Genomic DNA, 13300 nt, shown 5'->3' on the forward strand with positions numbered 1-13300 from the left:
AGCCGGCCGAACCGGCGGTCTTTAACGCGACATCGTGTTAAAACCAACCCGACACGCCTACTGTCACAAGGCCAAACCCCGGTCATAAACACCACGTTTGGTTCCTATAGCCCGTGCGCTACGATGGGCACCGAGTGCGCCCGGACCGATCGCGGGCGGGAAACGAGGTAATGGCATGGCACGGCGGTGGACCCCGCAACGATTCGTGATGTTGCGTCGTATCCGTGTGGCCGTGTGCGTCGTGACGGTGCTCGCGGCGTGTGTGGCGACGTTCGCGTTCTCCGCGCGCAAGTCGGTGGCGCTGACGGTGAACGGCAAGACGACGACCGTCCAGACCTACGCGATGAGCGTCGACCGTCTGCTCGAGGAGCAGGGCGTCAGCGTCAAGACGCATGATCTCGTGCAGTCCTCGTCCGGCAGCACGCTCGCCAACCATGCGGTCGTCACCGTGCGCAGCGCCTATCAGACCACCGTGAACGTGGACGGCGAGGAGATTCCGTTCTGGACGGTGGCGGACAGCGCCGACCAGCTCATCGGATTCTTCAAGGCGAACGAGAAGCAGGCCTCGAAGATCACCGTCGACATCGACAACATCTACAACCAGCTGACCGGCGGACTCGTCATCAACAAGGAGGGCCCGGTCACGGTCATCGCGGACGGCAAGTCGTCCGAAGCGCCGAACGGCAAGCTTCCGGCGGCCTCCATCCTCGATTCCAAGGGCATCAACGTGGGCAAGGAGGATCGCGTCAGCGTCGAAGAGGACGGCGGCGAGACGATCCTGCGCGTCAGGCGCGTGACCCACGGCCAGGAGACGCGCACCAAGTCGGTGCCGTACTCCACGCAGACGATCATCGATTCCTCGCTCGAATCCGGCCAGACGGAAATCCGCCAGCAGGGCCAGAACGGCGAGATCCAGCAGGTCTTCGACGTGACCTATGTGGACGGCGTCGCGGAGAGCGAGACGCTCGCCAGCGAGACGACGACGAAGGCCGCGGTCGACCAGATCATCGCGGTCGGTCCGGAGAAGGTCGAGGAGCCAAAGGAGGACACCGGCAGCGGCAAGGCCGATTCCGGTTCGAACCAGTCCACGAAGCCGAACACGTCGAACAAGAACGACGACAAGGACCAGTCCGACAAGAACGATTCCTCCGACAAGAAGAACGAGTCGAACTCCGGCAGCAACTCGAACAACTCGGGCAACTCGAACTCGGGCAACTCCAACAATTCCGGCTCGAACTCCGGTAACTCGGGCAACAGCGGAAACTCCGGAAACAACAACTCCGGCGGCAACAACTCGGGGAATTCCGGCAACTCCGGGAACAACTCGGGCAACAGCGGAAACTCCGGAAACTCCGGAAATTCCGGCAACAGCGGCAACTCCGGCGGCTCCAGCTCCGGTTCGGGCCGCCTGTGGCACCCGAGCGTCGCCCAGGCGCAGACCTACGCGGCCGCGGCCGCCGCCCAGCGCGGCTGGACCGGCGCCGAATGGGACGCGATCGTCTGGCTGTGGAACAAGGAGTCCGGCTGGCGTTGGAACGCCGCCAACCCGTATTCCTCCGCCTACGGCATCCCGCAGGCGCTGCCCGGCTCGAAGATGGGCACCGGCTGGCAGGACGACGGCGCCGTGCAGATCGACTGGGGTCTGAGCTACATCGCCCAGCGCTACGGCACGCCCACCAACTGCAAGCGCATCTGGGAGCAGCAGGGCTGGTACTGATATCGTGAATCCCATTTCGGAAGGTGTATTGAACGACGTGACGACTGAACCCACCGCAACCGCCGAGGAGACGGCCACGGGCCATCTGCTCGGCGCCGCCGACATCCGCCGCATCGCCGCCGAGGCGGGCGTGAGCCCCACCAAGAAGTTCGGCCAGAACTTCGTCATCGATCCGGGCACCGTGCGCCGCATCGTGCGTGAGGCGCACGTCGGCCCGGAAAGCCACGTGCTCGAGGTCGGCCCCGGTCTCGGCTCGCTCACCTTGGCGATCCTCGAGACCGGCGCGCGCATGACCGCCGTCGAGATCGACCCGCCGCTGGCCGAGCGTCTGCCGGACACGATCGCCGAGTTCATGCCGGAAGCCGTGGACCGGTTCGCCGTCGTCAACCGCGACGCGCTCACCGTCGATCCCGCGAACCTGCCGGACTTCGCCGGCGACGAGCCGTTCACGCTCGTCGCGAACCTGCCGTACAACGTCGCGACGCCGATCATCCTCACGCTGCTGGAACGGTTCGCGAACCTCGAATCGTTCCTCGTGATGGTGCAGAAGGAGGTCGCCGACCGTCTCGCCGCCACGCCCGGCAGCAAGATCTACGGCACGCCGAGCGTGAAGCTCGCCTGGTACGGCGAGGCTTCGCGCGTCGGCACGATCGGCCGCAACGTGTTCTGGCCGGCGCCGAACGTCGACTCCGCGTTGGTCGCGTTCACGCGCACGCGGCACGACGGCGTCGCCGGCGACGAGGTCGCGGCGCACGCCGAGTCCCTGCGCAAGGAGACGTTCCGTCTCATCGACGCGGCCTTCGGCCAGCGTCGCAAGACCCTGCACGCCGCGTTGAAGAAGACGGTTCCCGCCGGCACGTTCGAGGCGGCCGGCATCGATCCGACACGTCGCGGCGAGACCCTCACCATCGACGAGTTCACCGCGTTGGCCGAGGCGGTCATGCGGCTTTCCGGCGATGGCGACGACGCGCATGCCGACGGCGACGCGGCGGAGGCGTCGCGATGAGCACGCCCGTCACGGTGAGCGTCGACTGTCCGGCGAAGACGAATCTCACGCTCGAGGTCGGTCCCTCCCACGCCGAGTGGGGCGGACGCCACGAGCTCGACACGATCTACTGCGCGGTCAGTCTGACCGACACGGTCACTGCCACGGCGAAACCGGCCGGCGCCGGATTCTCGCTCGACCTGGGCGGCGAGCATCTCGGCGACCTCGCGTCATCGTCGGCGGACATGCGCCGCAATCACGCCGTGCTCGCCCTGTTCGCGATGGCCGAGGCGGCGGGCCGCGAACCGGACGTCGCGCTGACGATCGAGAAACGCATTCCGGTCGGCGCGGGTCTCGCCGGCGGATCGGCGGACGCCGCGGCGACGATCCTCGCGCTGAACGCGCTGTGGGAGCTCGACTGGCCGCTCGACCGGCTGCGCGAGGTCGCGGCGACGCTCGGCGCGGACATGCCGTTCTGCGTGGCCGGCGGCTATGCGCGCGGCACCGGATACGGCGAGATCATCGAGACGATTCCCGACGATTCCGATGCGGCGCGCGGACTGCGCGAACAGGGGTATACGGGATCGCTGCTCGTCGGCGCCTACCAGGCGCAGCTGAGCACGCCCGAAGTGTACGGCGAATTCGACGTGGTAGGTGCCGGCGAAGGCGACCGGAACCACCTGCAGAAGGCGGCGGTCAGCCTGCATCCGCGCTCCGGCGCCGCGATCCGCGAGGCGTTGGCGGCGGGCGCGAGCCACGCGTTCGTCTCCGGATCGGGGCCGTCCGTCGTGGCGTTCACGCCCACGCCGTCCATCCGCCGTGACGTGATCGCCGCATGGGAACGGTCGAAGGCGGTGGACCGCATCATCGCGGCCGAAGCGCCCGCCGTCCCGTCGGTCAGCGTCACGGTTGCACGCTAAGGTAAATAGGCACTGCGTAAGTCAGGCAGCGAAGGAAAGGGAACCGAATGGCCGAAGAGTATGACGAGCGCGAGGCACGCAAGGCGTATGTGCTACGCCGTCAGAAGATCGTGTTCTCCATCACCGGCGCGATTCTCGTGGTCGTGCTCATCGTCGCGACGCTGTTCTTCACCGGCGTGATCCAGGTCGATCAGCAGGCCAAGAAGGCCACGAAGCCGAACTACGGCGTGGCCGTGCCGTGCGCCGCGAAGAACGAGGACGGCACCGCGATGAAGTGGGCGGACAACAATTCGGTGATCCTGCGCGTGCGCAACGGCACCGAGTTCACCGGCCTGGGCGCGGCCGTCGGCGAGGCGCTCAAGGACCGCCAGTTCGACGTGCGCACCATCGACTCGTACACGAGCGCCAAGGTGACCCGCACGACCATCTACTTCGGCGTGAACGCGATCAACCCGGCGTACACGGTCAAGGAGTACATCCCGGACGCGGTGCTCGTGATGGATGACCGTCAGGATCGTCTCGTCGACGTGGTGATCGGCGCCACGTTCAACAACCTGAACTCCGAGAAGGAAGTCAAGAAGCACGGCGACACAATCAAGGACTTCGACGGCTGCAAGACCGTCGAGGCCATGCAGCAGGCCGGCCTGAGAAAAGCCGACAAGCACACCGAGATCAACTGATCGATTATCTGCCTCCCTCTGATGAGGGAGGTGGCCGCCGCAGGCGGTCGGAGGGAGAGACTCGAGCGGCCGTAGGCCGCGGGGAAAACGCATCGGCCAAAGGCCGATTCCATGTTTCCCGCGGCCTACGGCCGCTCTTCTTTCTCTCCCCCACCCGGCTCCGCCGGGAGCCCCCTCGTCAGAGGGGGCCGAGTCTACTCACTCGCCCATCTCTTCAGCTCTTCGACGGCGGTGTCGTGGTCTACGGGGCCGTTATCGAGGCGGTATTCGAGCATGTGGCGGTAGGCTTGGCCGACCATCGGGCCGGGCTCGAGACCGAGGATCGACATGATCTCGTTGCCGTCCAGATCCGGGCGGATCGCGTCGAAGTCCTCCTTCTCCTTGAGCTCCTTGACGCGGGCCTCCATCTCGTCCATCGCCTCGGCGAAGATGCGCGCCTTGCGGCGGTTCTGCGTGGTCGCGTCGGCACGGGTCAGACGGTTGAGCCGCTCGTACAGATGGCCGGCGTCCTTCACGTAGCGGCGCACCGCGGAGTCCGTCCACGGCTCGTCCACGTAGCCGTGGAAGCGCAGGTGCAGGTTGACGAGCTCGCTCACGTCGTCGACGATGTGGTGGTCGAAGCGCAGCGCCTTGAGGCGCTTGCGCGTCAGCTTCGCGCCGACGGCGTCGTGATGGTGGAAGCTCACCTTGCCGCCCGGTTCGAACCGGCGCGTCTTCGGCTTGCCGACGTCGTGCATGATCGCGGCGAGACGCAGCGTCAGGTCGGGGCGCGGCACCGGGCCGTCCTCGCCGGTTTCGAGCGCGACGGCGCGGTCGAGCACGATCATCGTGTGCTCGAACACGTCCTTGTGGCGGTGATGCTCGTCGATCTGCAGTTCGAGCGCGGGGATCTCCGGCAGGACGATGTCCGCCAACCCGGATTCGACGAGCGCCTCGATGCCGGCGCGCGGGCGGTCGGAGAGCAGCAGCTTGGTGAGCTCGTCGCGCACGCGTTCGGCGGACACGATCGAGATGCGTTCGGTCATCGCGCTGATTGCCTCGGCGGTCTCCGGTTCGATGGAGAAGCCGAGCTGGGCGACGAAGCGCACGGCGCGCATCATGCGCAACGGATCGTCGTCGAACGACTGGCGCGGGTCGACCGGCGTGCGCAGGACGCCCTTCGCGAGGTCGTTCGCGCCGCCGAACGGGTCGACGAATTCGAGGTCGGGCACGCGCAGCGCCATCGCGTTGACGGTGAAGTCGCGGCGGGACAGGTCGCCTTCCAACGTGTCGCCGTACTGGACCTCCGGCTTGCGCGAATCCGGATCGTAGGTGTCGGAACGGTAGGTGGTGACCTCCACCTTGACCTCGGTGCCGTCGTCGCGTCGGCGCATCGCGCCCAGCGTGCCGAACTTGCGGCCCATGTCCCAGAAGCCGTCGTGGCCGAAGCGGCGCAGGATCGGCTCGAACTGCTCGGGGCGCGCCGACGTGCAGAAGTCGAGGTCGTGGCTGCGGCGATGCAGCAGCAGGTCGCGCACGGGCCCGCCCACCAACGCCAGCTCGTAGCCTTCGGCGGCGAACATGCGACCCAATTCAATGGCTTCAGGCCAAACTTCGAAATCCACGCCAATCCTTTCGGACACGGTTCATACGCCGCGCATCGGTCACGGTGCATCGTCTTGGTATCTGTCGCTACCAGCATACCGTTACTCGACATGCACAGGGACTTGAGTAAGGTGGAAGGCATGATTACGCCCGCGGACCTTGCGCGCATGCTGGAGCATGCCGACGATGCCGCGGTCAACCATACCCAAAACGGCCATGACGACGACGTGCTCATGTACACGTCACAATCCCGTCCGAAGCCCGTTCCCGCGCCCGTCACGCCATCACCGAAACCCGCTTCCGCGACCGCGCGGACCGAACCGGCAGCCGTGCCGGAACCGCCGATGGTGAGCGACATCATCGACACCGCCGGCACGCTCGACACGGCGCAGACGGTCGCGTCGGTGGTCGCGCGGGAGGCGGCGAAGGCGACGCCGATGTCGACGCCAACTCCGGCGACCGTGTTCGCGCGCGTGCGCGTCACCGGTTCCGACACGACGCCCAGCGGCCAGCGCATCACGACGCGCGTCGAGACGTCGGTCACGGCGTCGGTCACGGTCGAGCCGGCGGGCGGCGTCACGGTGACCACCGTGGACGCCGCGACGCCGGACGCGGCCGCGACGAACCCGCGCATCCCGACACCGGCGATGATGCCGCGCAAACGCACGTCCGACGGCCCGACGACGTTCGCCTCGCTCGACGCGCAGGAGCTGCCCGTCGTGCGCGAGTATTCGGCCGGCGGACTCGTGTTCGACGAGCGCGGTCGGGTGGCGATCATCGCCCGCCACTCGCGCAGCGGCCACCTCGAATGGTGCCTGCCGAAGGGCCATATCGAGAAGGGCGAGACGCCGCAGCAGACGGCCGTGCGCGAGGTGCACGAGGAGACGGGCATCCTCGGTGAGGTGGTCGAGTCGATCGCGACGATCGACTACTGGTTCACCGGCACGACGCAGCGCGTGCACAAGCTCGTCCATCATTTCGCGTTGAAGCAGATCGGCGGCGACCTCACCGTGGAAGGCGACCCCGATCATGAGGCGGAGGACGCGATCTGGGTGGATTTCAAGGACTTGGACGATGTGCTCAGCTACCCTAATGAGCGCAAGATTGCATGGCTCTACTCCCGGAAACTGAACAGGCAGGCAAACGAGTGATTCCATACGCCCCCCTACGACGCATCCAGGCATGGCGCATTCTGACGGGTCTGCTGATCGCCGTGGCGGTCGTGGCAGGTGCCGTGGCGGTCGTGGCAGGTGCCGTGCTGCCGCCGGCCACCGCCTTCGCCGCCGACGGCGACAACGGCACCGCCACGCAATCCGCACAGTCGACGAGCACCGGCACGGACAGCACCGGCACGACCGATGACGACTCCGACGCGACCGCCACGCAGACGCTCGCGCTGACCGAGATGACCGCGGTCGTCACCGACACGTCCGGTTTCCATCTCAAGGCGACCGTCACGAACACCGGTGACTCCGCGTGGGCGGCTGGCGAGGTCACGCTCGAGACGAATCCGATGTTCACGTTCACCTCCCGCACCGACATGCAGGAGTGGGCGCAGTCCGACAGTCCGATCCCCGCGCCGGCGAGCCTCGGCTCGGCGTCCGTGCCCGCGCTGCAGCCGAAGCAGAGCGCGACGGTCACGATCGATCAGGACGCCGGCGCGGACGCCCTCACGCAGATGCTCAACTGGGGTCCGAAGCCGCTGCTCGTCACGTACAGCCACGACGACGCGAACGTCGAGGTCCACACGTTCCTGACGCGTTCGGCCGCCGGACTCGACAACGCGAACACGCCGGCGATGAACATCACGATGGCGATGCCGCTGACCAGCGACCATTGGACCGCCGACGCGGACACGCTCACGAAGCTCGTCACCGACGCTGACGCCGACACCGACGGCTCCACGAACTCCTCCGCCACCTCCACCGGCGCGGCCGTGCTGGACGGCGACCACACGCACTTCGACCATGCGCTCGAACAGGCCATCTCGAAGCACTCCTCGCTGCAGACCATCGCCGACCCCACGTATCTGGACGCGCTGGCGATGCCGCCGCAGACGAAGGCGATCATGCAGCCCGCGAGCTTCGACATCACCGCCTACGCGGCGCAGGAGAACGCCGCGGCACGCTACACGAGCGCCGGCATCACCGACGATGCGTGGAACGCGGACGCCGCCCTCGCCGACTACCGTGCGGCGCTCGGCGACCAGAAGGCCACGTCGCAGACGATCGCCTGGCAGGGCCAGGGCCAGTGGACGCTCGACGCGCTCACCGCCGCCCGCCGCCAGGGCTACACGACCGTCATCTCCACGCATGACTTCGAATCGTCCGAAACGGACACCGTGCACACGGGCACCGCGATCGTGCCGACCGACGCCGGCGACGTGACCGTGCTCGTCGAACAGCGCGAACTGAGCAACCTCGCCAAAGGCAAGGCCACGAACGCGAAGGCCACGGCCGAGTCGACGATGGCGGGCCGTCTCGCCCGCTTCGTCGCGCAGAGCGCGTTCTACCAGATGGAGCAGCCGTACAACGAACGCAACCTGCTCGTCTGCTTCTCCGCCGACACGGACGCCTCCACCGTGGACGCGTTCATGAGCGCCGTCGAATCGGCGTCCTGGCTCAAAACCACCGACTTCGACGCTCTGGAGCACGCCGATCCCTACGTGACCGGCGACGACGCGCGCGCGGCCGTGCCCGCAGAATCGGGCATGTCCGCGGCGGACTCCTCGGACGTGACGAACGTGATCGCCTCGCTGTCCGCAGGACGCGGCGACATCACGCGCTTCCGCGACAGCATCCTCGACGGCGGCGACGCGACGGACGACGCACAGGCGCTGGCGCGGCAGGACGCGAAACGCACGGCCTCACGCGCGGCCGCCGGCGGCACGGCGGCCAACGCGTGGGTCGAGCGGCTGCTCGCCGCGCACGCGGAACTCGCGCTGCACGCCCTCTCCATCGACGGCGGCTCGGCAGGCGTCGACACGACCACATCGATGACGGCCGTGGGCGGCGCGCAACAGCTCGCCAACGACGTGCTCGGTGGCGTGAGCCTCACGCCGTCCGAGACGGTGACGATGGTCTCGGAAACCGCGACGATGCCGGTGACCGTCAGCAACGCCACCCCCTACCCGGTCACGATCCGCGTCTTCTCGATCACCGATTCGCCGGAAATCGTCACGTCGCGCCGCAACACGGTGACGATCCCGGCGCGCGGCGAGGCGCAGGTGACGTTCACGCTGCGCGCCGCGACCTCCGGTTCGGCCACCGCGCACGTCTCGCTGCAGGACCGCAACGGCGGCACGTTCGGCGGTTCGCAGGACACGGCGATCAACTGCGTGCTCAAGATCAGCGACAAGACCGGCTTCATCATCATCGGCCTCGCCGTGGCGCTCGGCGCGCTCGGCCTGTGGCGACAGTTCAACCGTAAGAAGGACCCCGACGAATGAGTTCCAACGTCGGCCGCAACTCCCTGATCATGGCATCGGGGACGATGGCCTCACGCATCACCGGCCAGATCCGCACGATCCTGCTCGCCGCGTGCCTCGGCACGACCGGCATCGCCGCGAACGCCTACCAGACGGGCGCGATGATCCCGCAGGTGCTGTTCACCGTGATCTCGGGCGGCATCTTCAACGCGGTGCTCGTGCCGCAGATCGTGCGCACGCTCAAGGAGCATGACGCGCAGGACCGCCTCAACAAGCTCATCACCCTGGCGATCGCGATGCTCGCCGGCATGACCCTGCTGATGATGCTCGCCACCCCGCTGCTCACGATGCTGTACCTCGACAACAGCTGGGGCCCGGCGGAGCGCGCGCTCGTCAACGCGTTCACGCTGTGGTGCATGCCGCAGATCTTCTTCTACGGCCTGTACACGGTGCTCGGCCAGATTCTCGCCGCAAAGGACAACTTCGTCACCTACGCGTGGAGCTCGGTCGGCGCGAACGTGATCAGCTGCGCCGGCTTCACGATGTTCCTGTTCCTGTTCGGCCCCGCCTCACGCGCGCCGCTCGAGTTCTGGACCACCGGCAAGGTGATGCTCACGGCCGGCACGTGGACGCTGGGCGTCGCGTTCCAGGCGGTGATCCTGTTCGTCCCGCTGATGCGCCTCGGCCTGCACTACCGTCCGCAGTGGGGCGTGAGCGGCATCGGCCTCAAGGCGATGGGCCCGGTGGCCGCGTGGAGCGTCGGCGTGATGGGCGTGCAGGAGCTCGCGAACATCGTCAACGCGCGCATCACCAACGGCGCCCCGTTCGCCGGCAACGACCTGTACGGCATCGCCGGCAACGGCTCCTACCAGAACGCGTTCACGCTGTACATCCTGCCGTATTCGCTGATCGCCGTGTCGGTCGGCACCGCGATCTTCCCGAAGATCTCGCGCGCGGTCGCCGCGCACAACCTCGACGAGGCGCGCGAGGACCTGAGCGGGGCCCTGCGCAACGTCGGCGTGATGATGATGTACTTCACGATGGCGATCGTCGTGATGCCGGTGCCGATCACGATCGCGTTGCTGCCCAGCGTCAACGTGCCCGAGGCGAAGCTGATCGCCGGGCCGATGGTCGCGCTGGCGCTCGGCCTGCCGCTCACGAGCGCCTACCTGCTCATCCAGCGCACGTTCTTCGCGTTCGAGGACGGCCGTCACCCGTTCCTGTTCCAGCTGCAGGTGAGCGTCATCCAGGTCGTGTTCGAGATCGCCGTGATGCTGCTCGCGCCCGCCCGCTACTGGACGGCCGGCGTGGGCCTCGCGATGACGGTCGGCTACCTGCTGAGCTTCCCCTCGCTGGTCATGATGCTGCGACGCCGCTTCGCCGGCAGTCTGGACGGCCGCCGCATCGCGGTCACGTATCTGAAGGCGCTGCTGGCGGCGGTCGTCGCCGGTCTGGTCGCGTGGCTGCTCACCGATCCGGCCATGGCGCTGCTGGGCGCGTCGATGCGCGACGACCGTCTCAACTGGTTCCAGGCGTTCGGCTTCTGCGCGCTGACGACGGTGGTCACGGCGGTCGTGTACGCGGTGATGCTCGTCGTGCTACGTTGCGAGGAGTTCACCGCGATCGTGCGGTCGGCGTCCGCGCGCGTGCTGCGCCGCCGGTGATGGTCCGGCGACGGTTCGGCGACGGCGACATGATGCGATGATGCCGTGACGACGCCTTCCTTTTCGACCATCCCCATGATTAGAATGACAGCAGCGCCATCGACTCGTATGGTGGCGTCGAAGCGCTTACGCATTACGGAGTCGAAGAAACTATGAAGCCTCAGCTGGGAGACACGCTTTTCAACCGCTATACCCTGGTCACGCTGCTTCGTGACGAGCCCGGTGTGCAGGCTTGGAGGGCCAACGACCGCGTGCTCGCCCACGATTGCCAGCTGTTCGTGCTCACGGATCCGGGCACGCTGGAGGACGTGTCGTCGCTGGCCACGCAGCTCGGCCGCAAGAGCGGCATCACGCCGGTGCTGCAGTTCCGCCGTTCGGGCGACGCCGCCGTGCTCGTCACGCGCGTGGAAAGCGGCCTGTCCCTCACCGAATATCTGAACGGACCGGCCCGCGGCACGATCAGCTTCGAGGCGATGCGTTCGATCATCGCCGAAACCGCGACCATCGCGACCGCGCTGGAGCAGCCGCGTCTGTCCACCGACACGATCCGCATCTCCGTGCAGGGCATCGAGATCGCCGATGCGCCGCTGGCCGGCCTGCTCGTCGAACCGACGAAGGCCCCCAAGACGATCCAGGGCGAACAGCTCGCCATCCGTCAGCTGGCGTCCGTGCTGTACGCGATGCTGACGCGCCGCCCGACCTCGCTGAACACGACGTACGATCTTGCGTCGATCGGCGACATCCCCGGCGAATTCCACGTGATTCTGTCCCGCGGCCTGGAGCTCACCAAGGAGGACGGCCGCCGCAGCGAGCCGATGCTCACGCTGAGCGAGCTGACCGCGCTGCTGGGCGAGTGCAAGCCGCTCACCGACCTGACCGATCAGGACATCGCGCTGCCGTCCGACGCCGGTGCCGGCTCGATCGCCACCGTGCATGTGCGCGACATGCGCAACGAGCATCTGACCAGCCTGCCGCATCACGTGGTCACGACCGAGAAGCTGCCGGACCTCACCATCCACCGCCCGCTCACCGAGGCGGAGGCCGCGCGTCACGCCGAACAGGTGGTGGCCGAGCAGAACAAGCAGACGTTCGCCGAAATGCAGGCCGCGTTCGACAACTATTCGCCGCGCGTGCTCGGCGACCAGCCGGGCCGTCTGCCCACCGACGCGAAGGGCAAGCCGATGCGCATGCCGGCGCTGCCCGAACGTCCGGCTTCCGACGACTCCGGTTATCAGAACTATCAGGGGTATCAGGGTTATCAGGGTTATCAGGGTTATCAGGGCGACGACCTGTTCCACGAGTTCTCGTTCCAGACGCAGGCGCTGCCGACGATGCCGTCCGGCGCGAATCCCGGCGAGGAAACCACGCGTATCCCCGTGTTCGTCGATCCGAACATGGCCACCGAGGCGATCGACGTGTCGTCGGTGCGTCACGAGATGAAGGCGAAGTCCGCTGCTCCGGCCGCCGGTACCGCTGGCGCGGGCGCGGCGTCCGGTGCGGCGAGTGCGGGAGCCCCGGTTGCGGGCGCTGGTGCGGCCGGTACGGCCGTCGCCGGCGGCCTGGGCGCTGGCGCGCCTGCCGCGGCGGGGACGTCCGGTGCGTCCGGTGCGTCCGGTGCGTCCGGTGCGTCCGGTGCGAACGGAACGATCGGAACACAGGCCGGGAACGGCGTTGCCGGCGCGAACGCCGGTGCCGTTCCGCCGAGCATTCCCGTTCCCGACGCCGACGCGACGATCGTCGACATGGCGCCGATCGGACATGATGGTGCGGCCGGAACGCCGGTGGCGTTCGCGCCTGCGCCGCACGCGCGTGGCGTCGCCATGCCGGACGCGTCGATGCAGCAGCCGCCGAGCTTCACCCCGAAGGAGTCTCCGGTGCAGGCCGATGCCGCCCAGGGCGACGGCGATAATCTCGCGAAGCAGCGTCTGTTCGGCAAGATGACCACGACGGTGGTGGTGGTCATCGTCGCCAGCGTGCTCATCGTCGCGGCACTCGTGTTCGCGGTGCTGACGTTCATGCACAGCAACACCAACCCGGCGGACAGCGGCGTCGACAAGAACAACCAGTGGCCGAGCCAGAAGAACCTGGAGAACGTGCCGTTCGGCGACACGTCCAACAACGAGACGTCCAACGACTCCAACGGCGCCTCCACCAACGGCTCCGCCGAATCCGACATCGAATACATCAACGTCACCGCCGCCTACTACCGCTGAGTGACCCCGTTTTCGGCCCCCTCTGACGAGGGGGCTGTCAGCCGAAGGCTGACTGGGGGAGAGACCGCGCCCGCAGGCCGCGAAAAACTAAATCGGCCTATGGCCGATAC

The 13300-nt window shown here is 67.4% G+C and carries 9 protein-coding genes; 8 read left to right on the forward strand and 1 reads right to left on the reverse strand.

The genetic code is table 11. The features are described 5' to 3' along the window. Positions 1–175 precede the first annotated feature (175 nt). From AC1AYX_RS09590 to AC1AYX_RS09605, 4 genes are read left to right on the forward strand one after another with little or no spacing between them, the layout of a single operon-like run. Positions 176–1717, forward strand: a complete 1542-nt coding sequence (locus AC1AYX_RS09590; RefSeq protein ID WP_476503263.1) for an aggregation-promoting factor C-terminal-like domain-containing protein — start codon at positions 176–178, stop codon at positions 1715–1717. 37 nt (positions 1718–1754) lie between these two features. After that, positions 1755–2723: a 16S rRNA (adenine(1518)-N(6)/adenine(1519)-N(6))-dimethyltransferase RsmA gene (gene rsmA / locus AC1AYX_RS09595; protein ID WP_476503264.1), complete on the forward strand. Its 969-nt coding sequence runs from the start codon at positions 1755–1757 to the stop codon at positions 2721–2723. After that, on the forward strand, positions 2720–3622 hold the full coding sequence (locus tag AC1AYX_RS09600) for a 4-(cytidine 5'-diphospho)-2-C-methyl-D-erythritol kinase (RefSeq protein WP_476503265.1): 903 nt from the start codon (positions 2720–2722) through the stop codon (positions 3620–3622). The genes rsmA and AC1AYX_RS09600 overlap by 4 nt, the downstream gene beginning before the upstream one ends. A 47-nt stretch (positions 3623–3669) precedes the next feature. After that, positions 3670–4302 carry a LytR C-terminal domain-containing protein gene (locus tag AC1AYX_RS09605; RefSeq protein ID WP_476503266.1) on the forward strand — a complete coding sequence of 211 codons (633 nt, stop codon included), beginning with the start codon at positions 3670–3672 and terminating at the stop codon, positions 4300–4302. A gap of 194 nt (positions 4303–4496) precedes the next feature. Here the strand turns inward: AC1AYX_RS09605 and AC1AYX_RS09610 are convergent, their stop codons facing one another. Continuing rightward, positions 4497–5906: a CCA tRNA nucleotidyltransferase gene (locus AC1AYX_RS09610; protein ID WP_476503267.1), complete on the reverse strand. Its 1410-nt coding sequence runs from the start codon at positions 5904–5906 to the stop codon at positions 4497–4499. Between the two features lie 120 nt (positions 5907–6026). On the opposite strand from AC1AYX_RS09610, the gene AC1AYX_RS09615 reads away from it, so the two are divergent. The 4 genes from AC1AYX_RS09615 to AC1AYX_RS09630 all read left to right on the forward strand — a co-directional run bounded on the left by AC1AYX_RS09615 (position 6027) and on the right by AC1AYX_RS09630 (position 13190). After that, positions 6027–7037 (forward strand): NUDIX hydrolase, encoded by a 1011-nt coding sequence (locus AC1AYX_RS09615; RefSeq protein WP_476503268.1) that lies wholly within the window; start codon positions 6027–6029, stop codon positions 7035–7037. 83 nt (positions 7038–7120) lie between these two features. Next, positions 7121–9334, forward strand: a complete 2214-nt coding sequence (locus tag AC1AYX_RS09620; RefSeq protein WP_476503269.1) for a DUF6049 family protein — start codon at positions 7121–7123, stop codon at positions 9332–9334. Next, a complete protein-coding gene (gene murJ, locus AC1AYX_RS09625; protein ID WP_476503270.1) occupies positions 9331–10977 on the forward strand; it encodes a murein biosynthesis integral membrane protein MurJ in 1647 nt (548 codons plus the stop codon). Before AC1AYX_RS09620 ends, murJ begins: the two co-directional genes overlap by 4 nt. Positions 10978–11201: 224 nt before the next feature. Next, positions 11202–13190 carry a protein kinase family protein gene (locus AC1AYX_RS09630; RefSeq protein WP_476503271.1) on the forward strand — a complete coding sequence of 663 codons (1989 nt, stop codon included), beginning with the start codon at positions 11202–11204 and terminating at the stop codon, positions 13188–13190. Positions 13191–13300 lie beyond the last annotated feature (110 nt).

This window comes from Bifidobacterium sp. LH_419, assembly GCF_056356955.1.

Bases quoted from the DNA above. Each gene is read 5' to 3' on its own strand.
- murJ (WP_476503270.1), top strand. From the start codon at position 9,331: ATGAGTTCCAACGTCGGCCGCAACTCCCTGATCATGGCATCGGGGACG.
- AC1AYX_RS09605 (WP_476503266.1), top strand. From the start codon at position 3,670: ATGGCCGAAGAGTATGACGAGCGCGAGGCACGCAAGGCGTATGTGCTA.
- AC1AYX_RS09600 (WP_476503265.1), top strand. From the start codon at position 2,720: ATGAGCACGCCCGTCACGGTGAGCGTCGACTGTCCGGCGAAGACGAAT.
- AC1AYX_RS09590 (WP_476503263.1), top strand. From the start codon at position 176: ATGGCACGGCGGTGGACCCCGCAACGATTCGTGATGTTGCGTCGTATC.
- AC1AYX_RS09615 (WP_476503268.1), top strand. From the start codon at position 6,027: ATGATTACGCCCGCGGACCTTGCGCGCATGCTGGAGCATGCCGACGAT.